Below are 25,020 nucleotides of genomic sequence, written 5' to 3'. Positions count from 1 at the left end.
GTCAATGCTAAATAAAACACAACAATTTGAAGAGAGAACACATTATGATTTATGCAAACCCAGGTAGTGAAGGCGCAAAAGTTAATTTTAAAGCGCAATACGAGAATTATATTGGTGGCCAATGGGTTGCCCCTGTAAAAGGAGAATACTTTGAAAACATCAGCCCTGTGAACGGTAAAGTGTTTTGTAAAGTACCTCGTTCATCAAAAGAAGATATCGAGCTGGCACTTGATAAAGCCCATGATGCAAAAGCAGCGTGGGGAACAACGTCAGTCACAGAGCGCAGTAATATCTTATTAAAAATAGCCGATCGCATTGAACAAAATCTAGAGATGCTCGCGGTTGCAGAAACCTGGGATAATGGTAAAGCAATTCGTGAAACTCTGGCGGCAGACGTGCCATTAGCGGCCGATCACTTTCGCTATTTCGCAGGCTGTGTTCGCGCACAAGAAGGCTCTATTGGTGAGATTGACGAAACCACCGTTGCGTATCATTTCCATGAGCCTCTGGGTGTAGTAGGGCAAATTATTCCTTGGAATTTCCCATTGCTAATGGCTGCATGGAAGCTTGCTCCAGCTCTTGCTGCGGGCAACTGTGTTGTTTTAAAACCGGCTGAACAAACACCTGCATCAATTTTAGTGCTGCTTGAAGTCATCGGTGATTTGTTACCAGCAGGTGTTCTAAATATTGTGAACGGTTATGGTAAAGAAGCTGGCGAAGCCCTCGCAACCAGTACTCGAATTGCTAAAATTGCCTTTACAGGTTCAACGCCGGTAGGTTCACATATTTTAAAATGTGCTGCTGATAATATTATTCCATCAACGGTCGAACTAGGTGGTAAATCGCCAAATATCTTTTTTAATGATGTAATGGAAAAAGATGATGAGTTTTTGAGTAAAGCTATAGAAGGGGCTGTACTTGCATACTTTAATCAAGGCGAAGTTTGTACCTGTCCATCGCGTTTATTTATTCAAGAAGACATTTACGAGCAGTTTATTGAGCGTGTTCTTGCCCGCACTTTACAAATTAAACGTGGTAACCCACTTGATACAGAAACCATGGTCGGCGCACAAGCATCGCAAGCTCAGTTTGATAAGATCCTAAGTTACATCGAAATTGGTAAACAAGAAGGTGCTGAAGTACTCGCTGGCGGTGAAGTAGAGCAGCTGTCAGATGAGTTTAACGGTGGCTACTACATTCAACCAACACTGTTAAAAGGCACCAACGACATGCGTGTGTTCCAAGAAGAAATCTTTGGCCCCGTTATTTCAATGTCGACCTTTACAGATGAAGAGGAAGCATTAGCGCTTGCCAATAGCTCAGAGTTTGGCTTAGGGGCTGGTGTATGGAGCAGAAATATGAATCGTGCTTATCACTTTGGCCGTAAGATTGAAGCGGGCCGCGTTTGGACAAACTGCTATCACATGTATCCAGCGCACGCTGCGTTCGGCGGATATAAAAAATCAGGCATTGGCCGCGAAACACATAAACTCGCCCTTGATCATTACCAGCAAACTAAAAACCTATTAGTAAGTTACAGTGAAAATCCACTGGGCTTCTTTTAAAAGCAATTTCTTATTGTTGTCGAAACTACCCAAACGCCACGTCTAGTGGCGTTTTTATTTTGCGCAAATGTATTCCCAAATCTTCTTTTCTGTTATTAATAAATCATTGTTGAGTAAGGAATTTTAAACATGATTAGAAATACAACGGTTGATGATAGTAAAGCCATTGCTGCAATTTACAATCACTATGTTCTCAATAGTACGGTTACATTTGAAGTTGATGCTATCACAGACGTTGAAATAGCAAAGCGGATACAGGCTAATCTTGCCTCTGGCTTACCTTGGTTGGTTGCCGAAATTAATGGCAAGGTTATTGGATATTGTTATGCAACACCTTGGAAAGCACGTAAAGCTTACCAACACTCAGTGGAAATTTCGATTTATTTAGATGCTGGTAGTCATGCAAAAGGGGTTGGTACACAGCTCTACGCTGCGCTGTTTGCTCAGCTAAAAGCGCAAAATGTACATGCTGTTATGGCAGGGATTGCATTACCTAATGTAGCAAGTATCGCCTTGCATGAAAAATATAATATGCAAAAGGTCGCGCATTTCCAGCAAGTTGGAAAAAAGTTCGCTCAGTGGGTTGATGTAGCTTATTGGCAAGTTATTTTATAACGGGCATAAAAAAGCCTGGCGAACACACAAGCCAGGCCTTTGACAACAATTTGGTTGAGTCACCGCAAGTGCCATGACTCGGAATAAAAAAGCTTAGAGAACACACAAACTAAGCTTTTGACAACAATTTGGTTGAGTCACCGCATGTGCCATGACTCGGAATAAAAAAGCTTAGAGAACACACAAACTAAGCTTTTGACAACAATTTGGTTGAGTCACCGCAAGTGCAATGACTCGGAATAAAAAAGCTTAGAGAACACACAAACTAAGCTTTTGACAACAATTTGGTTGAGTCATCGCAAGTGCCATGACTCGGAATAAAAAAGCTTAGAGAACACACAAACTAAGCTTTTGACAACAATTTGGTTGAGTCACCGCATGTGCCATGACTCGGAATAAAAAAGCTTAGAGAACACACAAGCTAAGCTTTTGACAACAATTTGGTTGAGTCACCGCAAGTGCCATGACTCGATATATGAAAAAGCCCAGAGAACACACAAGCTAGACTTTTTGTGACAACAATTCCGTTATAAAGCTAAGTTTTTCTTAGCGCGGTTTAGGTTGTGATTGACTAAATCATTACCCGATATTTTTACCGCTTCATAAAAATCTGACAGTGCAGCTGTGTCGTTTTTCGACATGATGCGTGCGATACCTCGATTACTTAAAGCGAAAGAAGTTAGCTCTCGGCGTTTATATCCGCGTACTTCGCTTGTATTAAGAAGCTTGATAGCTTCAGTACAAAGTGATTCTGCATCGCTGAAGTTTTTAGACTTCACACTTGCTGCGCAACGATTGAATGCAAGTTCGTATTGGCTGTTTGAGTCAGTCGCTTGAGCTGTGCTATTTAACACTGCATCATATTGGCCTTGCATAATTGCTTGCGATGAATCTGAGTCGCTAATTACCATTAGTTTGTAGTCACTTTGATCAGCGATTGCAAAAGCTGAACATGTCAATAAAGAGCTAAGAGCAAGTCGTTTTAAAAGTGGTTTAAACATGATTGGTTTCCTCGTTAATCGCAGCATCGTTTGCTGATGAGTTAACTTTAGAGTAATACATCTAAATCGACAAACGATTAAAATAAACCTGATAGATGAATTTTTTTAATCTATTCATATGTGAAGTACTTTTCATTGCCACAACAATGTCTTAGTGATTAAATAGGGTGTTTTTTGAACATAATGACTATTTAAAATGGATTTTTATGAAACGCTTGGCGCTTTACTCATCACTTATCTTTACAGCTCTTAACTTTAGCTCACTTAGTGTGGACATATGTCGCGCCAATGAGGCTAATACAGTAACTAACTCTGAAATTAATTGGTCTGAGCTTGCTATCAAAGATGTTGAAGCGGCTTATCAGTTATCGGTTATAAACCACCCTGGGATGCATGATGTGCGTAACCCTGGGTTTGTAAAACAGCTCGAAAAAGCAAAGCAAGAAGGCTTAAAGCTGGCTGTAAAAGCGCATAGTTCACAAGGTTTTTCTGCAGCTATTGCACGTTTTAGAACCATACTACAAGATGGTCATGCGGGAGCGGTTGATACCTTACCAAGTGAACTAAAGCCACAAAGAAGTTGGCCGGGCTTTTCAACTGTTTGGCGCGGTGATGCGTTGAAAGTGTATTACAGCGAACTAGATACAGTTGCCAAAGGCGATAAGCTCGTGAGCTGTGATAATACAGCAATTGATACTTTGCTAGTTGAGCGTGTTTTTCGCTATTACGGAGAAGTTGAACAACCCGGTAGTTGGTGGAACCATGGTTGGCGACTAACGATTGATGATGGAAATCCATTTTTGTCGCCTCTTGAGCGCTGCACTTTCGAAAAAGCCGACGGCTCTGCTTACAGCTTAAAGTTAAACTGGCGTATTAGGCCTGATACGGTCAGTGAAAATCTTAAAAATGCTTACAACGGCGATAAGTTACCAATTGAGCTTAATTGGCCTTTAGAGAATATTGCTTGGATCAGCATGCCAACTTTTGCACCCAATGAGCAGCAGCAAGCAGATTATCAAGCGATGCTGAGTGCTATTGAACAGCAACATGATAAGTTAATGCAAGCTAAAGCTGTGGTGCTTGATCTTCGTCATAATCAAGGTGGCTCATCGATGTGGAGTGAGCAAATAGCCTCAGCACTTTGGGGCAGTGAACAGTTTAAATATGGCCGCTATGAGTTACACAAAAATACCCAAGTGTGGTGGCGAACTTCTAAAGGTAATACTGACTATTTAGGTGATGTAGTCGCAAACTATGATAAGGCTAGCCCGTGGTATCAATGGCTAAAGACGACCCACGAAAGTATGCAGGCGGCTTATGAAAAGGGTGAACATTATTATGTCGAGATACCTGCAGCAGAGCGACAAGCAATGCCAAAAAATGCCAGCAAATTTACTACACCGGTTTATGTGATTGTGCCAGGGCAATGTGCTAGCGCCTGTTTAGATGCACTGGATAGTTTTAAGCTGTTTGCAAACACACAATTAGTAGGCGCACCAAGTAGTACAGACTCTACCTATATGGAAGTGAGGCTCGAAACTTTACCTTCAGGCTTTGCTAAAGTCATTCTGCCGATAAAGGTCTATGTAAATAGACCACGTGAAAAAGGCTTTTATTATCAACCTGATATTAAATTCAATGAGCTTGAATGGACAACACAAGCGCTTGTTAAAATGATAGCTGAGTTGTAATTAAACAAGTTCTCCTTGCTTTTTTATATAATATGAATACGATCTGTATATGTTTTATATATAGGTCATATGATGGGTATTGTTAAAATTAGCGATGAGCTACACGAAGAAATCCGTAAAGCAAGTACAGCGATGGTGCGCTCAATTAACTCGCAATCTGAGTATTGGATTAAAATAGGCATGCTTGCTGAGCTTAATCCTACCATGACCTACAGCGATATTATTAAAGAGCAACTTCGCCAAGCTGATGTGAAGGCTAAGGATGTAAGTGATGAGTAAGGTTGTGATTAAAGATGCAGATGAAATTGCTTTGATGCGAGAGTCTGGTCGATTACTTGCTGATGTATTTGCTTATCTTGACCCTTTAGTAAAAGAGGGCGTGACTACAATGGAAATAAACGATCTCGTTGAACGCTACATTGTTGAGCAGTTACAAGCAAGGCCATCAAGTAAAGGGCAGTACGACTACCCTTATGTATTAAATGCCTCTGTGAATGAGGTGGTATGTCATGGTTTTCCAAGCGACAAAGGCATTTTGAAAGCAGGCGATATTGTGAATATTGATATCACTCTCGAGAAAAATGGCTATTTAGCTGACTCTAGCAAAATGTACTTAATTGGTGATGTATCGCCTTTAGCAAAACGTTTGGTAGACACCACCCAGCAAGCCCTGTGGCACGCAATTAAAATGGTAAAACCAGGTGTGAGGCTGGGGGATATTGGTAATGCGATTGCAAATTTTGCTCATCAACATGGTTATAGTGTGGTTAAAGAGTACTGTGGTCATGGCATCGGCCAGCAAATGCACGAAGAGCCACAAGTATTACATTACGGCAAGAAAAATACGGGGCTTGTACTAAAAGAGGGGATGACCTTTACGATAGAGCCAATGATCAATCAAGGGGCAGCTAAGGTAAAAACTAAGCCAGATGGTTGGACCGTAGTTACAAAAGATAAAAAGCTTTCTGCGCAATGGGAGCATACTTTAGCGGTAACGGCTGAGGGAGTTGAAGTGTTGACCTTGCGTGAAGAAGAGCAACACTTTTTAAACTAAATTGTGTATTAACAGGCTAATTCAGTAACAGACTCTTCTGCTAACCAGTTTAGGGCCGCTGTTTTTGACTTAAACACATTCATTACCATGCCTGCTCGTTTATACAAATTGCAGTAGGTATCGGTAAGTAAGCTTCCGCCTTCAAGCCCCTCTTTGATGACAAAGGCTGTTTTTGCTGGTGCAATGCCTTTACGTCGCAGTTCTACAAAGTACACCATTAGCTTTTCGAGTGCCCCAGGAGTTGCCATGCATGAGTTTTCAAACTCAACCAATTCAAACCATTGGCCATAATCAGTGGTGAGTTTATTAATGTAATCTTTTTGCATAAAAGAGTGCGCGTCAATAATCTCTTCGTTGAAAGGCCCTATGGCAGTCGTTAAAAGAGTATGTTCATGTTGATAAAACTCGACAAGGCCATGTGGTTTAAAATCTTTGAATGGATAATGGTTGGTTGATACTTTTTTATGCATCCGTTCAATCCCTGAATGTTTATTGAGCTATTGATAATAGCAGTGAAAGAAATTAATTCAATCTTTAGGTTTAATCAGTTATTAAAATAATAACAAAAGTATTAGTTTCGATTACCAAGTAGAACCCGCCTGAATGTAAATTGCGTTTTGTTCAGGGCCATGCGCAACATCTATGCCTATGCTAATACCGTAATGTTCATCAATTAAATAACGAAAGCCTGCGCCAACAGTATCAATGGTTTCAGCCTTAGATAAATCAGAAAAATTATCGGCAGCCCAGCCCATGCCAGTAAATAAATTAAGCTTTATTTTCTGCGTGACTTTATAACTTGCTTCTGCTTCGGCCACAAACACATCAAGGCCTTGATATCGAGTTGCAGATACACCCCGTAAGCTAATACTTGGTGGAATATAAACCGGTAAGCGTTTTTTACCACGGTTATTTACTGAGTCATATTGCATGCGCAGGGCAAAGTTAAATTTATCGGTGTAACGCCAGTAATTTAGGGCGGTAAGCTTTAGGCTGGTGTAATCAACCTTACTGCCAATAGCCTCATCATAATATAAATATTCGGCCTTATAGTTAAAGCCCCGCTCTGGGTTCAGCGGGTTATCTCGGCTATCGTATTCTAGTAACGGACCAATGCCTGAGGTATTTACATCAAGCGATAGATGTTCCTTGATAATATCATTTTCGAGCAGAAAATCTTCGATAGGGTTTTCGGCTAAGCTAATATCAACTTGACGATATATCTGCTTAAAGCCATAAAAGAAGTTACTGTCGTCATAACGTAACTTAAGGTTTTGAAACACCGCAGGGCCTTCAATATTCAACGATAAAGGTGTAAGCAGTTTAATCTCGTCAAAGGTGTAAAAATCAAGGTTTATACTCGCCCAGCCAACAATCCCTTGATAGCGAATTCGGTCTTCATCCCAAAACGTAATGTGGCCAACAGCGCCGCCTTTGGTACCATTTTTAGTGCCCATTAGGCCTACTAAACTGATGCTTTGTGGCAGGGTCGAGCCTTCTTTTTTCTTCTTTTTAGCTTTCTTTTCGTTGTCATGAAAAAATAAACCAACGACCCCAAGGCCTGGCCCTACAGCAGGCTCTGTAATAAAGGTTGGTATAGGAAGAAATGAAATAGGTTCATCAACTTTTTGTTGTTGATTACTTAATTGCTGCTCTGCGGGTTTTATTGCATATTGATCATAACTCGATGCAAAGCTTTGTGTGCTGAGCAAACTTGCCGTAAGCATATTTATTAGTACAACGTTTTTCACTTAATCCCTTACCTTGTTGTTTCTTTTTACTTCACATTTTAATTTATAGCTGATAGTTAAATTCGAGACGATGATCGCCATCTAAGAAGTCAAGGTTTTCGTTCCAGTTTGCGAAATAGCGTAGATTCATACGTGGGTTAATTTGATAACTGGCTGCAAATTCGTGAGTCAAAATATGGCTTTGGTTTAAACCATAATAGTGATCTTTATAGTTATCGCTTCCGCCGATAGTTGTTAGCCAAAATGGATTGTAGTTAAGCCAAATTTTATCGTTAATAGTAATTTTTGCGTACATACCCACTAAACCATATGCACCCATAATGGCATAACCACTGTCACGACTGCCGTCATCTTCTAGGGTATTTTCACCCAGCGATGCACCGACCCCAGCTAATGGGTAAAACGTAAAGCGTCTCATAGGTTTAAGGGCTTTAATGTAGCTATATGAGACATCCATGCTTTCGTCAGCAACAAGGTTGGCATTGAGGTTATAGTTAGCATCAATCTGTGTTGCATTCATTGAGCTTAAGTCAACCGAGAAATTACGAAAGCGAAATGAGTCAATAGAATCTGTCGTTCTGCTATCGCTTTCCCAACCAAGCACATCACCATAAATACCTTTGACTTCAATAACATTCATGCCAGCAGTTGTAGCTATACCTGTATCGTATGCTTGACCCACTTTAAAATTAAGGCCCTTGTTTGTCGCACCGGTACCGGCTTGTGTATAAACAGCCAGTGGATCAGACATGTCTTGTACTTCTTTTTGTTCAGTTGCAAAGCATGAAGCTGAGAAAATGAGGATAAGTGGAGTAAATTGAAGAGAAGCCATGTGCTGTCCTTACACAAAATATTAAAATAGATGTACTTTCTTTCGCTACTTATAGCTTATTTATTAATCTAGTTCAATTGTCCAAAGCATATAATACTTGCTAAATTTAAAAAGCTTCTTTTAGCCTCTAACTATCAATTAATTGATGCTATTCATCATTTCTAGTTGCTTAACAAATTGCTGAACTTGCTGGTTGCCAGGTACTAAACGAGCGAGGTTTCTTGCATAAAACAGCGCTTGGCTGTAGTTCTCTTCTGCCACATACCACTGCGCCAAACTGTAGTTAATATCAGGGTTATTCGGTGTTAGATTAAAAGCACGCTCAAGGGCTGATATTGCTGCTGGCATATTACCTAAATCTTGTAGCAGCAGCGCATAAGTATACTGGTAGCTTGCATTATCTTCTGCGAACTGGGCAGCTTTTTTTAAATGTGTAAGTGCTATGTCTTTTTGTTTGGAGCGAATAAGGCTCATGGCGAGGGCATAATGAATATCGGCGCTTTCTTTATTAACCGTTAAGCCTTGTTTTAAGATTTTTTGCGCTGCCTTCTCATCGCCTTGATTGCGGTATAGATCAGCTAAGTTAACATAAGCAGGAGCAAAAATAGGCTCAATACTGATTGCTTGTAAGTAATGTGCTTTGGCTTGCTCTGGTTCTTGTAATGTGAGCGCAAGATTACCTAAATTGGTATGTGAGTAGCCGCGCTCGGCTTGGTATTGTTGGATGCCTTTGTATTCATCAAGCGCTGCATTTAACCGTTTACTGTCTTGCACATTAAGACCGGCCGGAAACGGTTGAATTAACATGGCCGACAGAGCTCTTGCGGCTTCGGTTCTGATTGGTAAATGCTCATCATCAAGCAATGGGTTTAACAGGCGCCAGCGCTGGTTTATATCAAGCGGCATCGCTGCTTCAATCGCAGCTTGACGCTTTAAGGGCTCGCTGTCTTTTACTGAGCGAGCAATCGCAACAACGGCATTATTATCGGGACTTGCTGCTAAACGGCTCAGTGCTGATGCACGGATAATCTCAGGGAAATTTTTATCTTGCACTATTTTAGTCAGCATAGTTGACGCATTAGGCAGGCGGTTATCTGCCGCATAAAACGCCTCAGAAAAATGCGCAGTGCCAAGATGTTTTGAATTTGGATGCCAGTCTTTCATTTTTGCGACGGCCCATTGTGGTGTTTTATCTTCATGGCAACTATTACACGCATTAGGGGCATTGGTTTTTAATGTTAAATCTGGGCGAGGTACTCGAAAGCTGTGGTCACGTCTGGCGTCTACTTGCATATAGGTGGTCGCGGGCATATGACAATCGACACATTGGCTACCCATACTTGCCATTTTATGGCCGTGATGTTGTGGTGTATCGAACATCTCTTGACTATGACATTGCGTACAGGTTTGATTGCCCGGTAGCTTTAATTTACCCGAATGAGGGTTATGACAGTTACTACAGGTTACCCCCGCGTTGAACATTTTACTTTGTAAAAATGAACCCCATACATAGTCTTCATCCCATACTTGACCATCAACGTGGTAAAGCTCAGGAGTGAGTAATGAGCCTTGAAAGCTTTGTAAAAAACTATGCGGGTCTTTGCGGTCATCAAGCTGTGAGCGCCGAGCATGACAGGTTGCACAGACTTGCACTTGATCGCTTTTTACAAGTGGCTGTACGCTTTGCATCCTGCCATCGGCTTGTTGAGAAAAAAGCGGGGTTTGCTTTTTAATGTTATGAGTAAAGCCTTTATCGGTAATGCTGCTATCGCCATCAGCCCATTTCAAATGAGCTTGGGTATCACCATGACACGCTTTGCAGCTCACGTTAATACTTGAGTAACTTGAATCAAAGCTATTCGTTTTAAGGTCAAATTGTTTTTTGAAATCAGTTGAGTGGCAATCAGCACACATATGATTCCAGTTTTGGCCTTTTTGCGACCAATGAAATAGGTCATGCTTTTTCTGCTCAGGATGCAGTACAAACCAGCGCTGCCCGCCGTCTGTTTTACTGCGTGAGTCCCACGCAAAGGGAAATAGCTGTATGTGGCCTTTGCCCATATCAAACATGTATTGCTGCAATGGCTCATAGCCAAATGTGTATAAAACAAGGTAGTCAGTCAGCTTGCCATCTAGGTTTGGCATGCTTATAAAAAGTTGTTGGTCTTGTTGATAAAAGCGCGCTTGCTGGCCCTGGTAGTTAAGGGTTTGCTCATTGAAATTACCAAGCACCGAGGTGGGAGTGGCTTTTTCCATAGCATGAAAATGATGGGATGTTTGCCAGTCTTCAACTTGGCTTTGATGACAGTTAATACACTGGGGTTCTGCAAACGCATTAAAGGCGAAAAAGCTGCATAACAGCCAAGCCAATCTTATCACTGAATAAATCCTTTTTATATTTACCACATGCACTTAAGAGTTATATCAGTTTGTTGCTGATAAGCAAAGTCGGCTTATAAAAACGAGGGTGTAAAAAAGCCCGAGAAACTCGGGCTTAGTAAGTTATAAACTTTTCTTCGGTGGCAGCGCGACGTTAGCAAAGATAAGCCCCGCCACTAATGACATGAAAATCAAAAAGGTTTGCTGGCCAATATGGTCTGCATAAACGAAATCTTGGCCTTCTATCAGTGAGTTTAAACCAATATAGGTTTTACTACCTGGTACCAATACGATCAGACCTTGCATAGCTACAATGGAGGCTGGAGCATTGACAACGCGGTTGAATAAGTTGCTAAAAACGCCCACGGCTAATGCGCCTACAAATGTGCCTAATGTGTAGTCTAGGTACATGGCTGAACCAATACTTGTACCATACGCTATAAAGCCAGATGCAATAGACCAAACAGCATGCTTTAGCTTGGTTCTAAAAATGACGATTAGGCTGCTACATAGCATGAAAATAGCTAGCCAAGCCGTCCATTTAGGTAAAGGCTCGGGTTGCACAAAGTCACTTTGGCCAAAAATAGCAAAACCAATACCGATACCAATAAAAGCACCAAAATACAGCTTAAACAGCAGCATGAATGAGTCCATAACCCGAGCTGTACCAGACACTAAATGCCTAGCTGCTAACTCTGCTAAACCGAGGGCTAATGCTAAGCCGGGTATAAACACAATGATGGCTGAAAGTACCACCAGTCGTATGTTAATTTGGGCATCAATATAGACACTAATAGCACAGGCTATAATCGCCGATACAATGGCAACTAATGGTTCAAGCATATGTGCAACACGCTTAGAACGCGTTGACCAAAGCACAAATAAATACACCACTAAGGTAATGAGTGCTGACCAAAATACATCATTCCAGCTAGTCCCCATCAACATGGCAAATGCCCCACCTGAGGTCGCAAATGCAACGCCAGTCATAAATTTATTATATGGGTTTGGCATGGTGTAAATAATATCGAGCTGTTTATCGACTTCTTGTAACGTCAGCTCCCCATTAAGCATTTTGTTTACTAGGTCATCGGTATCTGCCAGCGAGCCTAAGTCATGATCGCCTGGATCAACACGCGCAACATGGGTGTACTCTTCTTCATGGCCATCAGTCCAGATCACAAAAGTCACGGATGTTGGCGACATAACAAAAGATGATTTCAAACCGAGGTAAGTCGCAACTTCCATTAAGTGTGCTTCTAGTCGGTATGCAGGTGTACCGTATTTATGAAGCATTTTGCCAAGCTTCACGATAAATTTTCGTTTTTCAGTAAACGTTGCGGTTTTCAAAGGCGTTTTGAACCAAAGGTTAAATTGTTCAGTTAAGGATAGACCAAAATTCAATAAGATATAGTCTAATAGCTAGACTATATCGCTTAAATTGACCAGCGCGATTTTAGCGACAAAAGCCGCTATGTCTAGTGTTATTTACGGCAAAATTACTTATTTTTTGCTTCAATCCACTGCGCCATGTATTGGGTCGAACGCATGGTGTGATGTTTAAGCATTTGGCCGGTAAAATTTTGCTGTCTATGCTGCGCTAATGACTCACTAATGGCGGTGATTTTAGCGATTAACTGCGACTGAAGTTTTGATTTATCATAATATTTTTGCAATAAATGCTGGCCATTTTGCTGTGCCTGAGTAAATAACGCTTCATCTTGATAAAGTGCCACTGCTGCATCAGCAAACTGCTGTGCATCTTCACAGATTGCGCCTGACCAGGGCTCATCTTGATGCATGCCTTCACTACCAATAGGGGTTGTTACGCTCGGTGTTTGCATGATCATCGCTTCGAGTAACTTACCCTTAATACCAGCCCCAAAACGCAACGGCGATAAACACACACGGGCATCTTCCATTACTTTATAGGCATCATCTGCCCAGCCCTTAATTAAAAATCCGGTTTTTGGATTGTTAAGCGCTGTTGCCTTTGGTGGCGGGTAAGAGCCATAAATGTGGAGTTCGGTATCGGGTAATTGTTTGCGGATCAGCGGCCAAATCTGTTGTAAGTACAACACTGCATCCCAGTTTGGCGCATGACGAAAATTACCAATAGTCATGAAGTGTTTGCGCTCAGCAAATGTTTTGGTGCTAGTGGGAATATGCTGCAAATCAACCAAAAATGGTAAATGGTGAAGTAGGGCAGAATCGACTTTGAAAACGTCATTGAGTAACTGCATCTCGTAGTGCGAGATAATTAAGCTGATATCTGAGCGCAAAATTGCGGCGATTTCTCGTTTTGCAATATCGCTGTGTAAATCGCTTTGGCTGAATTCCCGGCCTGCTTTATGAGCTTCGTGACGGGCATTTCTTAGACACTGTAAATCTTCTGTATCAAGAATCTTAAGTGCGTTAGGGCAGTATTTATCTACTCGCCAACCGAACTGTTCTTCCATCATAAAGCGGTCAAACATCACAATATCAGGGTTATACGCTTGCACGTACTCATCAAAGCTAGAGCAATTTAATGCAATTACCTGAGTGGTAATGCCATCTTCGCTGAGTTCCACCATATGTTCGGTTTTTTGCGCAGGACTGGCAAATTCAACTTGCCAGTTTTCTGCACGAAAGGCGCGCAGGAGTGACATCATGTGGGTGCCGGCTGCCGACGAATTAGGCTCAGGCCATACATAGCCGATCACTAACACTTTTTTCATTGACTTGAGTCTCGTATTTTTAAGTTAACATCCACCAAGGTGCGAACTGGCGGTGTTGATTTATCTAATAGTTCTTTTAGCACCTGACAGGTGCGTTTACCGATTTCATCGGCATTAATGGCGATGGTTGAAAGAGAAGGCAACATTAAGCGCGAATCTTCTAAGTCATCAAAGCCAATAACCTTGATGTCTTTACCCGGCTCTAGGCCGTGTTGGCGCATAGCTTCAATCGCGCCGTAAGCAATCACATCATTAAAACAGACAATGGCCTTGGTATTCGGTGCTTGTTTTATAAGGGTATTAAAGGCTTCACGGCCACCTTGTCGGTTTGTCGGTGCCTTAATAACGGGTTTTTCGTCAGTGATATTAAATTGCTCAAGCGCAGCTAAAAAACCACTTAAACGTTCATGATAATCAGATATTTCTGCCGTGCCGCCTAAAAAGGCTACCTCTTCAATACCTTGCGATAAAATATGGCTGGTCGAAATATGTGTGCCTTTTTTGTTATCAGGCAAAATACAGGGTGCTGCTGAAAATGGAATTTCACGCATGATATTAATAACCGGAAAACCACTATTTATTAAATCATCTTGCCACTGTTGCTTAGTTCCCGGAGCCGGGCACATAATAAACGCCGATACGTTGTATTCTTTTAAGGTTTTCACCACTTGAGTTTGCCTTTCGACAGACTCCGCAATATTCACCATCATTGGCAGCATGCCAAGCTCAAAGATGTGTTTTTCGAGTCCAACAGCAAGTTGAGCTGAATAAGGGTTGGTTAAGTCATTTATAACCAGCGCGACTAAGTTTGAGCGCTTGCTACGAAGTGCTGCAGCATCACGGTTATACACGTAGCCAAGCTTATCAATGGCAGCCAGTACTTTTTCTTTACTTTTTTTACTGACCTTATCACTGTTGGTAAGGACCAAAGACACCGTTGATTTTGAAACGTGTGCTTGTTCAGCAACATCCCAAATTGTGACTTTGCCTGTCGATTTTTTCATTTTTATTAGCAAAAAGTGGCGAATAGAGTGCTTTTATTTTAGCGTAATTTAGCTGTTTAAGTCACTGATTGGCTGCCAAAAGGGTCGAAACTCTTTATGAAATGCTGCAAACATGTTCTACTTGTTTACAGAATCGAAAATAAAAACGAAAAAGGAACGAACATGAAAGCATTTAAACTGCTTTTTGCGCTAGTTATTGGCGCAGCTGTTTGCACACCCAGTTTTGCTAATCAAGGTTATCAAACTCCATCGCCTGCGCTAGCTGCAGTGGTTGACGCTAAGCTTGCACCGAGTAGTTATTTATCAAATGATGGCGAGTGGCTGGCATTATTTGATAGAAAACGCATCGATACCTTACAAGATTTAGCCAAAGAAGAGCTAAAACTTGCGGGCATTAAGCTTAATCCTGCTAATTTTTCGCGCTCACGAGTACGAAATAAGTTTACGTCGTTAGTGCTTAAACATGTAGAAACCGGTTCTGAAATTGTTGTATCTGGTTTGCCAAATGGCATTTTACGCTCACCAAGCTGGTCAAGCGACAGTCAATACTTGGCGTTTGTCGTTGAGCAAGCATCGAGTGCTAATTTATGGGTTTATAATGTAAGTACTAAGCAAGCCCGCCAGCTAAGTGATACACCTCTTAATTCAGTGTTAACTCGCACACCTTATACTTGGTTGCCAGATAGCAGCGCCATTGTTGCTAATGCAGCGGTCAATATAGGTAAAGCTCGCTTAAGCAACGACAGCTCGCAGGTTGTGCCGGTTATTCAACAAAGTAGTGGTGAAAAAGCGCCTGCCCGTACATATCAAAACTTACTAACAAGCCCTTATGATGAAGCGCAATTTAAGTTCTTTGCCCAAAGCCAGCTGACTTATATTCCGCTCAGTGGTCAAGGTCAACCGATTGGTCAGCCGGGCTTAATTAAATCGTTTTCTGTCTCACCAGATTCAACCAATATTTTGGTTGGCATGATTGATGAGCCATTTTCGTATCAAGTGCCTTACAGTCGATTTGCAGCTACTTGGCAAATTTGGGGCATGCGTGGCTATACGTTAGCAGAGCTTGCTAAGCAGCCTTTAGCTGATAACATTCCACAAGGCTATGACAGTGTTCGCACTGGTCGCCGTGACTTTCAATGGCGAGCAGATCAAGGGGCTGAGGTAATTTGGGCAGAAGCACAAGACGGCGGCGATATGAAAACCGACGTGCCTTATCACGATCACCTTTATAGCCTAAGAGCACCTTTTAAACGTGATGCTAAGTTATTTGCTAAAGTTGAACGCCGATTTGATTCAATTACTTGGGGTAATGGCAATGTTGCTCTGTTATCTGAATGGCGCTTTAGCGACCGACAAGTTCGCACATTTGTTATTCAACCACGTAATGCAGATAAAAACCGAGTGCTATTTTCTGAGCGTAGCTATAACGATGCCTACAAAGATCCAGGTTACCCAATATATGAAAAGAATGATTTAGGCGCTGACGTATTAAAAGTCGTTGGCGGGCGTTATCTTTTCTTACGCGGTAACGGTGCATCTGAACAAGGCAATATTCCGTTTTTAGACCGTTATGATGTAAAGACCAATACCACAACACGCGTTTGGCAATCAGAAGCGCCATACTATGAACGTATACGTGCCATGCTTGATGACGAAGGCGAGCGTTTAATTACTATTCGCGAATCTAAAACTGAGCAACCTAACTTCTTTATTCGCGACCTAGACGATAAAACCCTGACTCAACTTACGACCTTTGAGCACCCTTACCCAGAATTTAAAGGAGTGACTAAAGAGTTAATTCGATACAAGCGTGATGATGGCGTTGAGCTCAGTGGAACGCTTTATTTGCCGCCGGGTTATGATTCAACTCAAGGCCCGTTACCGGTTCTAATGTGGGCTTATCCGCTTGAATATAAAGATAAAGCTGTTGCGTCACAAATGCGCGAGTCGCCGTATGAATTTACCTATATCGGTTATTGGGGGCCAATGCCTTATCTTGCAAAAGGTATTGCCGTATTTGACGACCCGAAAATGCCAATTGTGGGTGTTGACGGGAAAGAGCCAAATGACTTATTCCGTAAACAATTGGTAGCAAGTGCCAAGGCTGCGGTAGACGTGCTTGTAAAAAAAGGTGTCGCAGATAAAGACAAAATTGCCATTGCTGGTCACTCTTATGGTGCCTTTATGGTGGCGAACTTATTAGCCCATAGCGATTTATTTAAAACCGGTATTGCCCGCAGTGGTGCTTATAACCGCACCCTAACGCCATTTGGTTTCCAAGGTGAAGAGCGTGACTTTTGGCAAGCACAAGATGTGTATGCGGCTATGTCACCGTTTTTCCACGCTGATAAAATCAATGAACCTATGCTGATGATCCACGGTCAAGAAGATCCCAATTCGGGTACCTTTCCAATGCAAAGTGAGCGTATGTACGCTGCATTAAAAGGCTTAGGTAAAGAAGCCCGCTTAGTGATGTTACCTTATGAGGCGCATGGCTATCGTGCTCGTAAGAGCTTGCTGCATGTGCTTTGGGAGCAAGAGCAGTGGTTAGATAAGTACTTATTAAGTGACGAAAAACCAGCAGAGCCAGTTGCCGCTGAAGGCGTTACTCAGTAATTAGAAAATTACTCTTATAAAAAATCCCCGCCTTTAAGCGGGGATTTTTGTATTGCCTACTTGCATATTCTTATTTGTAGATAAGCGGTAAGCAAATAAGAGGAAATATTGTTCATGTGCGCACATTTAAAGTCATGAAGTGGACTAATAATCAGGCCAGTTACCAGCAAGCATTATTTTTGATAGTGTAACTAGTCTACGTACTTACATTGATGAACAAGCAGGTGAACAGCACTTGAAGGGAAGATACAAATCGCTAAGTTTTTATATACCCAGCTAATTTTAGCCAACTAAAACAGGCCTTTGATGAGGTCGTTACAAAACAAGGATGCTCATGAATAAGTTTATAATTCTAATATTGTTTTTAATATCGTCTTGCTCATTACATGCAAAACAAACTAAAAGTTTAGAATTTTCTAAAGTGCTAGATAAAGAGGTCCCTTTAATTCTTGAAAAAAGCAAAGCGCGTGGTATTGCTATATCGATTGTTCAAGGGAAAGAGGTGGTTGGTTCATATTATTATGGCTATGCTGACGCTGAAAATAGAACTCCAATCACACACAAAACTTTATTCAATGTTGGCTCTATTTCTAAAGTGATTACAGTTTGGGGCGCAATGAAACTAGTTGAACAAGGTAAAGTTGAACTTGATAAACCAATTAATGATTACTTAAAAAGCTGGAAAATACCGAATTCTCAGTTTGATGCTAACAAGGTAACTTTACGTAATATTCTCTCTCATACATCAGGGCTTTCATTAAGTGGGTACAATGGATGGAGCGCTGAAGATCCATTACCTACTCTTGTAGAGTCATTAGAAGGCAATAACACGGGGGGTGGAGCCGTTAAAATTATTCATGAGCCTGACACTAAATGGTCTTATTCAGGTGGTGGTTACACGATAGTTCAGCTGTTAATTGAAGATCTGACTAATCAATCTTTCAGTAATTTTATGACTGAAAACGTTCTTTTACCCCTCGGAATGACAAATTCTTCGTTTGATATCAACCGTGTTTCTTCAGCAATGCTGGCTAGTCCTTACGATGAGAATGGCAACAAAACAGCGATGGTGTATTTTACAGAAACTGCTGCCGCTGGCTTTATAACAACTGCAGATGATTTAGCTAAGTTTAATCAGGCAGTGCTAAAAAATGAGCAAGGTAATTACCTTGGTTCAAATATTTTATCAAATCAGCTTATTGCAAATATGATTCAAGCTCAGCCTCATACCGGAGGGCGATGGAGTATGAGCTATGTCATAGACTCTGAGAATAATAGTTTAGGTTTTGCAGGGTTTAATAGAGGCTGGACATCATTAACTCGCTCTGTGACAGATAAAAATATTGGTTATGTAATTTTAAACAATAGTAGCGTTGGTGGAGTGAATAATGAAATTGATCAACTCCTGCTGTCTGTAATTAAAGGTAGTTAAACTGAAGCGCACATAGCAACCATCTTAGCTCTGCGTAATCGGTTTTAACTGCTCGCTTAACCAATCAATAAAAACGCGAGTGCGCCTTGGTAAGTGACGTCTATTTGAGTAGACGATATTCATAGGCATGGGCGGTATGTTTTTATAACCCTGTTAGCAATCGCGTGTTTGTTTGCTTATTTAAGTGAATGTGATTTAATCGCTTTCTCTTTTTTAGCTATAAACATGTGATTGCATTTATGCTTGATTTAGCAGTACTCGCGGTTTTTATTCCGACCTTTTTCTTTGTTTCAATTACACCTGGTATGTGTATGACGCTCGCCATGACGTTAGGGATGAGTGTGGGTATTCGGCGTACGCTTTGGATGATGGTCGGTGAGGTGTTAGGCGTTGCCACGGTGGCCATTGCAGCGGTGATTGGGGTTGCCAGTATTATGCTTAATTACCCTGAGTTATTTGCCTTTTTAAAATACCTAGGTGGCGCGTACTTAATATACTTAGGTGTTAATATGTGGCGCGCTAAAACCAGCTTCAAACCTAAGGATGATGCACAGCAACAAATTGGCCGTGGGCAATTGTTTTCGCAAGGTTATATTACTGCTATTGCAAACCCAAAAGGGTGGGCATTTATGATTTCTTTACTGCCTCCATTTATCAATGTTGATTTAGCAGTTGCCCCACAGCTTGCTGTGTTAGTGGGCATTATTATGTTGAGCGAATTTATCTGTATGTTGATTTACGCAACAGGCGGAAAGAGCTTAAGGCTGTTTTTAGATAAAGGCGACAATGTGAAGTGGTTAAACCGTATTGCTGGTGCGCTAATGATGTGCGTGGGCGTTTGGTTAGCGCTTGGATAATACTAATTTGGATAATACCCATCCGCATACTGCAAATTGGTATTATCCATGTTGAGTCTTAATCAACTAATTCGACTTGCTTTGACACATGGTTAAAGCACAGTTTCAGAGTATCAATGGCGGTTTTTGTTTTTGCCGCTAAGCTGTCTCTGGCTGGTGTTACCGCATAAACAGTGTAATTAGGCATTGCCCATTCCGGCGCTATTTCAACCAGTTCTTTCGATTTTAGTAAATGCCTTACTTCTGGCTCTGGTAACACGCCATAGCCAACACCATCACACACCAGTTTAATTAAGCTTTGCATATTATTTACGGTGATCTTCGCTTTCGGTAATGGTTTGCTTGCCAGCGTTAACGGGTTAAACGCATTACTGTCGGCGTTGCTATGTGCAATACGCGCAAACTTGCTAAGATCTTCCCAACTGGCTTCATCTAATTTGCTAATCGCATGGCCTTTATGGGCACATAGCTTTAACGGCCAAGTTGCTAACTTACGAGCAACAAGGTTAGAGTCAGTTAACGGGCCAATGGCAATCGCTAAGTCAGCGCCGCATTTGATCATATCGATAGACTCATCTGTTAGAATTAACTGAATACGTAAATCATCAAATTCATTGATTAAGCGCTCCAATGGTTCACTTAATAGCCCACCCCCAAACCCCACGGGAGCCACTAATTTTAACTCACCACTCGGTTTATTTTGTAAATTCTGTAATTGCGTACTGGCTTGATCAGCAAGTGCCAGCATTTTTAAACAGCTTTGATAATACAGCTGACCAGCCTCAGTTAAAGTGAGCTCACGCGGGCTGCGATTAAATAGACTTAGTCCGATTTCTTGTTCTAATTGCTTAATGTGTTGACTGACAGCCGATGTAGTCATCGATAATTCAGCAGCTGCGCTACTCATGTTGCCTGTTTCAACAGTACGAGAAAATACACGTAATGTTTTTATCAGCTTGGAATTCATAGTTCAGGCCTTCTTAATTCAGTTTTAAGAAATCGTAAATTGTGAAAATTGGGACTTCTCATTAATATGCGAACGCTAATTATTATCATTTATAAATAAAAAGTCACGGAGTATTATTATGACGAGGGTTGTTTCTTCTGTTTTACCACTCACCGCTGCTGTGTTCGCAGGTCTTTCCCATTTTGCATACGCTGATGACAAAAAACAAGACATGGAAGTAATAGTTGTATCGGCTTCCGGTTACGAGCAAATGCTTAAAGAGGCGCCAGCCAGTATCAGTGTTATTGACCGTGAGCAGCTTGAAAAGCGTTTTTACCGTGATTTAACCGATGCGATGACCGATGTGCCCGGTGTGGTGGTCACGGGCGGAGGCGACAGAAAAGATATCAGCCTTCGCGGTATGGCTAGTCAATATACTTTGATTTTAATAGATGGCCAGCGCCAATCCTCTCGTGAAACTCGTCCAAACAGTGATGGCCCGGGTGTAGAGGGGGCGTGGACTCCACCTATTTCAGCGATTGATCGTATCGAGGTTATTCGCGGTCCTATGTCTTCACTATATGGCTCAGATGCAATTGGTGGTGTTATCAATATTATTACCCGTAAAACACCAGAAAAATGGTACGGTGAACTACGCTTAGATAGCACGATTCAAGAATCAAGTGAATCGGGTGATATCAATCAAGGCAGTTTCTTTACTGCAGGTGGTTTAATTCCTGAGTTATTAGGTATGCAGCTATCGGGTCAGTTTTCAAAGCGTGACGAAGACGATTTTGAAGCAGGCTTTCGTGGTAAAGAGCAAAGCAATATTAAAGCTAAGTTCATTTTAACGCCCTCTGATAACCATGAAATTATGCTCGAAGTAGGTTCTGCAAAACAAAAACTCGAGGAAACATTAGGTAAAACAGTTGCGCCTTTAGCTCAAGGTGAAAGCTGTGGCCGTAATGGCTGCCCAGAGTCATCAACCACAGAGTACGACCAAGAAAGCTACTCACTAAGTCATAATGGTTTTTATGATTTTGGCTCATCACGCAGTTACTTAAAGTACGATAAATTCGATAATACCTCTCGCGAAATGTATGTCGAAAATACCGATGCGCAAACAAGCTGGACTTTACCATTTACCAATCATAATGCTGCATTTGGTGCGTCATATTTAAAAGAAGAGCTGGACGATTACACCAGTAACCGGATTAGTGACTTAACGCATGTTGAGAACGAGCAATGGTCAGTATTTGCGGAAGATGAGTGGGCTGCAACGAAGCAGTTTAAACTCACTAGCGGTCTTCGTTATGATCATGATGGCAATTTTTCAGGCCATTTCAGCCCACGTTTATATGGTGTGTATACAGCAGCTAAGTCGTTGACGGTTAAAGGGGGTATCTCGACAGGCTTTAGAGCGCCGAATATTCGTCAATCTACCGCTGCGTGGGGGCAAGTGAGCCGAGGTGGCAATATTTATGGTAACCCGGATTTAAGCCCTGAAAAATCTGTAAACTACGAAATGGGTATCTACTATGATGCTAGCCATGATTTATCGCTTTCAAGCACGGTTTTTTACAACGAGTTTGAAGATAAAATTACCCGTATTTCGTGCCCACTCACTCAGTGTACTGATGGACCAAACCAGTTTGGTTCAATGCCAACGACCTATGTCAATGTGGATGAAGCCGTTACGCAAGGCTTTGAGTTATCAGTATCTTATGACATTACCAGTGAGCTTGATGTAAGTGCCAATTACACCTACACCGATTCTGAGCAAAAAACCGGTGCATACAAAGGCAGCCCACTTAACCAATTACCTAAGCATATTTTACAAACTTCAGTTAATTGGCGTCCGGTTGATAAACTAGGCACGTGGCTGCGTGTTCATTACCGCGGTGAAGAAAGCCAACCGACAACAGGCCCGTCACAAAGTAGCTTAATTGCGCCAGATTACACCTTGGCTGATATTGGTGGTAACTATGATTTCAGCCGCAGCATTAAGTTAGGTTTTGGTGTTTATAATCTATTTGATAAAGATATTACCGAAGGTGAATACGGCTATGTTGAAGATGGCCGCCGTTATTGGGTATCTCTCGGTTTTAATTTTTAACCGCATACCATAGTAAAAGCAAAGCCAACGTATTGTGTTGGCTTTGTTAATGGAATTGGGTTTAGTTTCGAAAAAAGCAATAAATGCAGGTGTGGTATCTTAGGGTTGTATTTTAATTAACGTATAGCACTATAGTTATAGTTCGCTTTTTAGATAGTTCTACTACATTGGGTTAGTCATCAACTGACAGACAACAATGATAACGACTATAAAGGCGATATATGCAAAAAGTAACACAATCATGTAAACGAAAATCAGCGTCGTTTACTTCGCTCGCAGTGTTCTGTGCTGCTATTTTCTCACAACCAAGCTTTGCTGGTAGTTGGCAACAAAATGTCAGCATTGGCGGTTTTAATAATGTTCATATTTACACTCCTGATACGCAATCAAGCATAGGCAGTGGCCATTCTTTGATGCTGGTGCTACATGGCTGTGTACAGCCTATCAATAACTACTTAACGGCTAACCTTGAAGATGCAGCTGAAGCCCATGGCATGGTGATAGCAGTCCCTGATGCAATGAATAAAGCAGGTTATAGCTGCTGGTCATATTGGCAAGGGACAATCAATCGCAGCTCTGGCGATTATAAGAATTTGATTAATTTAGCCAATGCATTAAGTGGTGATTCAGCCCGTAATATTGACCCTAAACAAGTGTATATTGCAGGTTTATCATCTGGGGCGGCAATGGCTGCACAAACAGCTTGTGTAGCGCCTGATGTATTTGCAGGGGTTGCTCCAAGCGCTGGGCCAACCATCGGCACAAGTTCAAGTGGGGCGATTTCAACCTGTGAAACGGTTTCTGAAAACACCTTTGTATCTCGCTGTGAAAGCTATGCTGGCAGTTATAAAGATCACTTTGCCACACAAATAGCGGTGATTGGCCACGGTACTGCCGATACCACAGTAAATACCTGTTATAACCAGCAAAACGCAGATGGTTTTGCTGCCCTTTATGGGGTTAATCAACTTTCAGGTACGACGACAATAAGTGATGATGCAACACGCACTGCCGAGCAATCACTTTGGCAAGATAATCGGGTTGCTATGCTGTGGTTTAATAATTTGGATCACTCGTGGTCGGGTGGGCAAGGCGCGTCTGGCGATTATGTTGCTGCAAACAGTATTAATTTTGCAACTTATCTAGGTGAGTACTTTGCGGCTAATAATAAACGAGTTGATCGTAATGCAGGCCCTGAAATTAGTAATTTAAATGCCTCAGACAGTAATAACCAGCTCACCATTACAGGAAGCGCAATCGACCAAGAAGGCAGTGTAACCAATGTTGATATTAACGTGTATAGCCTAGCTGGTGGTGTGCCAAGCTTAATTGAGTCACTCAATGTGCAAGTCGATGCGAATAATACCTTTAGTGGGGTGACAAGTGCACTCAGCGATGGACTTTATGAAGTGCGTGTCAGTGCCACAGATAACGAAGCGAAACAAGGTGATGAGGTTAATCTTACGGTACGCGTTGGGCCAGAGCCTGCGGCTACAGCACCGGTACTTAGTGATATTGCTGCTAGTGTAAACGGGCAGTGCGCTACAGTAACGGGCACGGTGATTGATGATAATCAAAACTTAAGTACCGTAGTGGTCAGTTTTAGTAATGGTGATGTGACAGCTACAGTGAATGGGCTTGAGTATTTTGCTGAGCAATGCAATCTAGCAGGTGGCAATAATACTGCAGTGATCACCGCAAGCGATGATACTGCGTTGACATCAACTGACAGCATTAATTTTGTCATCGATGCTGGCGTGACAGGCGATTACAATCTTCATATCAACGAAGGCCATATTAGCTGGGGCGAGGGTTATTCTGCCTGTTATTTAGCGTTTGGTACCGCTGCTTTTACTATGCGTGAATATTCAGCGGGTACAAATCAATGTCAGTGGATAGCTGATGATGATTCAAGTTGTGCAGGGCCGTTACAGGCATGTAAAACCACCACAGAACCTAATAATGACGCAGACAACGACGGTGTGCTCGACGGTATAGATAATTGCCCAAATGTAGCGAATGCTGATCAAGCCGATAACGATAATGACGGTATCGGAAATGTGTGTGACAGTACACCTGATGGTGAAACAAGTGACTCCGACAGCGATGGTGTCAGTGATAGCCTAGATAACTGCCCGCTGGTGGCCAATAGTGAACAGTTAGATAGTGATGCAGATGGTGTGGGTGATGCGTGTGACTCAACACCGAATGGTGATTACCAATGCACTGAAACTACCTCAAGCAACTATGCGCATGTGCAAGCAAACCGCGCAACCACGAATGGCTCTTACGCCTTTGCGGTGGGCTCGGGCGATAACCTAGGTCTTTATAACACCTTTTATACCAGTACTTTAGCGCAAACTAGTGCGGGGTATTACGAGTTAGGTAATTGCCCTAATTAATAGATGTGTGTCGCCCATACGGGCGACACTTCTTCTAAT

General features: G+C 41.9%; 19 protein-coding genes. 10 read left to right on the top strand and 9 right to left on the bottom strand.

Going from position 1 to position 25,020, the window contains the following annotated elements:
* Positions 1 to 44: 44 nt before the first annotated feature.
* Both exaC and J8Z25_RS18010 read left to right on the top strand, forming a co-directional pair.
* A complete protein-coding gene (exaC, locus tag J8Z25_RS18015) occupies positions 45 to 1,565 on the top strand; it encodes an acetaldehyde dehydrogenase ExaC (RefSeq protein ID WP_130052789.1) in 1,521 nt (506 codons plus the stop codon).
* A gap of 129 nt (positions 1,566 to 1,694) precedes the next feature.
* On the top strand, positions 1,695 to 2,180 hold the full coding sequence (locus J8Z25_RS18010) for a GNAT family N-acetyltransferase (protein ID WP_130052788.1): 486 nt from the start codon (positions 1,695 to 1,697) through the stop codon (positions 2,178 to 2,180).
* Between the two features lie 527 nt (positions 2,181 to 2,707).
* On the opposite strand, the gene J8Z25_RS18005 is transcribed toward J8Z25_RS18010, so the two are convergent.
* A complete protein-coding gene (locus J8Z25_RS18005) occupies positions 2,708 to 3,181 on the bottom strand; it encodes a tetratricopeptide repeat protein (protein ID WP_130052787.1) in 474 nt (157 codons plus the stop codon).
* A gap of 206 nt (positions 3,182 to 3,387) precedes the next feature.
* Between J8Z25_RS18005 and J8Z25_RS18000 the strand changes: the two genes are divergently transcribed.
* The 3 genes from J8Z25_RS18000 (at position 3,388) to map (ending at position 5,926) form a co-directional block, all read left to right on the top strand.
* Complete coding sequence (locus tag J8Z25_RS18000; protein WP_250662267.1) at positions 3,388 to 4,872, top strand: S41 family peptidase; 1,485 nt, start codon at positions 3,388 to 3,390, stop codon at positions 4,870 to 4,872.
* A gap of 72 nt (positions 4,873 to 4,944) precedes the next feature.
* Positions 4,945 to 5,151, top strand: coding sequence for a ParD-like family protein (locus J8Z25_RS17995; RefSeq protein ID WP_119853080.1), 207 nt, complete (start codon positions 4,945 to 4,947; stop codon positions 5,149 to 5,151).
* Positions 5,144 to 5,926 (top strand): type I methionyl aminopeptidase, encoded by a 783-nt coding sequence (map, locus tag J8Z25_RS17990; RefSeq protein ID WP_130052785.1) that lies wholly within the window; start codon positions 5,144 to 5,146, stop codon positions 5,924 to 5,926. The genes J8Z25_RS17995 and map overlap by 8 nt, the downstream gene beginning before the upstream one ends.
* Positions 5,927 to 5,934: 8 nt before the next feature.
* Here map and J8Z25_RS17985 read toward each other — a convergent pair whose 3' ends face one another.
* From J8Z25_RS17985 to J8Z25_RS17955, 7 genes are all read right to left on the bottom strand, one after another.
* Positions 5,935 to 6,396 carry a hypothetical protein gene (locus J8Z25_RS17985; protein WP_130052784.1) on the bottom strand — a complete coding sequence of 154 codons (462 nt, stop codon included), beginning with the start codon at positions 6,394 to 6,396 and terminating at the stop codon, positions 5,935 to 5,937.
* 111 nt (positions 6,397 to 6,507) lie between these two features.
* The gene (locus J8Z25_RS17980) at positions 6,508 to 7,677 is read right to left on the bottom strand and encodes a BamA/TamA family outer membrane protein (protein WP_250662266.1); all 1,170 of its coding nucleotides are present in this window, start codon (positions 7,675 to 7,677) and stop codon (positions 6,508 to 6,510) included.
* Between the two features lie 43 nt (positions 7,678 to 7,720).
* Positions 7,721 to 8,509, bottom strand: coding sequence for a hypothetical protein (locus tag J8Z25_RS17975; protein WP_250662265.1), 789 nt, complete (start codon positions 8,507 to 8,509; stop codon positions 7,721 to 7,723).
* Between the two features lie 138 nt (positions 8,510 to 8,647).
* Complete coding sequence (locus tag J8Z25_RS17970; RefSeq protein WP_250662264.1) at positions 8,648 to 10,888, bottom strand: tetratricopeptide repeat protein; 2,241 nt, start codon at positions 10,886 to 10,888, stop codon at positions 8,648 to 8,650.
* A 123-nt stretch (positions 10,889 to 11,011) separates the two neighbouring features.
* Positions 11,012 to 12,238 (bottom strand): threonine/serine exporter family protein, encoded by a 1,227-nt coding sequence (locus J8Z25_RS17965; protein ID WP_082401625.1) that lies wholly within the window; start codon positions 12,236 to 12,238, stop codon positions 11,012 to 11,014.
* Positions 12,239 to 12,387: 149 nt separating this feature from the next.
* Entirely contained in the window at positions 12,388 to 13,608 is a 1,221-nt protein-coding gene (locus J8Z25_RS17960) for a glycosyltransferase (protein WP_250662263.1), read from the bottom strand.
* Positions 13,605 to 14,612, bottom strand: coding sequence for a LacI family DNA-binding transcriptional regulator (locus tag J8Z25_RS17955; RefSeq protein WP_250662262.1), 1,008 nt, complete (start codon positions 14,610 to 14,612; stop codon positions 13,605 to 13,607). Before J8Z25_RS17955 ends, J8Z25_RS17960 begins: the two co-directional genes overlap by 4 nt.
* A gap of 162 nt (positions 14,613 to 14,774) precedes the next feature.
* Between J8Z25_RS17955 and J8Z25_RS17950 the strand changes: the two genes are divergently transcribed.
* The 3 genes from J8Z25_RS17950 (at position 14,775) to J8Z25_RS17940 (ending at position 19,517) form a co-directional block, all read left to right on the top strand.
* The gene (locus J8Z25_RS17950; RefSeq protein ID WP_167657476.1) at positions 14,775 to 17,228 is read left to right on the top strand and encodes a S9 family peptidase; all 2,454 of its coding nucleotides are present in this window, start codon (positions 14,775 to 14,777) and stop codon (positions 17,226 to 17,228) included.
* Positions 17,229 to 17,562: 334 nt separating this feature from the next.
* Complete coding sequence (locus J8Z25_RS17945) at positions 17,563 to 18,660, top strand: serine hydrolase domain-containing protein (RefSeq protein WP_250662261.1); 1,098 nt, start codon at positions 17,563 to 17,565, stop codon at positions 18,658 to 18,660.
* Positions 18,661 to 18,899: 239 nt separating this feature from the next.
* The gene (locus tag J8Z25_RS17940; RefSeq protein WP_130052778.1) at positions 18,900 to 19,517 is read left to right on the top strand and encodes a LysE family translocator; all 618 of its coding nucleotides are present in this window, start codon (positions 18,900 to 18,902) and stop codon (positions 19,515 to 19,517) included.
* Between the two features lie 58 nt (positions 19,518 to 19,575).
* Here J8Z25_RS17940 and J8Z25_RS17935 read toward each other — a convergent pair whose 3' ends face one another.
* Positions 19,576 to 20,484: a LysR family transcriptional regulator gene (locus J8Z25_RS17935; RefSeq protein ID WP_250662260.1), complete on the bottom strand. Its 909-nt coding sequence runs from the start codon at positions 20,482 to 20,484 to the stop codon at positions 19,576 to 19,578.
* Positions 20,485 to 20,602: 118 nt separating this feature from the next.
* On the opposite strand from J8Z25_RS17935, the gene J8Z25_RS17930 reads away from it, so the two are divergent.
* Both J8Z25_RS17930 and J8Z25_RS17925 read left to right on the top strand, forming a co-directional pair.
* Complete coding sequence (locus J8Z25_RS17930; protein WP_250662259.1) at positions 20,603 to 22,579, top strand: ligand-gated channel protein; 1,977 nt, start codon at positions 20,603 to 20,605, stop codon at positions 22,577 to 22,579.
* A 221-nt stretch (positions 22,580 to 22,800) separates the two neighbouring features.
* Positions 22,801 to 24,981 carry an extracellular catalytic domain type 1 short-chain-length polyhydroxyalkanoate depolymerase gene (locus J8Z25_RS17925; RefSeq protein WP_250662258.1) on the top strand — a complete coding sequence of 727 codons (2,181 nt, stop codon included), beginning with the start codon at positions 22,801 to 22,803 and terminating at the stop codon, positions 24,979 to 24,981.
* The last annotated feature ends 39 nt before the right edge of the window (positions 24,982 to 25,020 follow it).

Source organism: Pseudoalteromonas sp. SCSIO 43101 (assembly GCF_023650775.1).
Taxonomy (GTDB): domain Bacteria; phylum Pseudomonadota; class Gammaproteobacteria; order Enterobacterales; family Alteromonadaceae; genus Pseudoalteromonas; species Pseudoalteromonas apostichopi.
The sequence above is the reverse complement of the archived record's forward strand: the minus strand, read 5'-3'. Positions and strand labels throughout refer to the sequence as shown.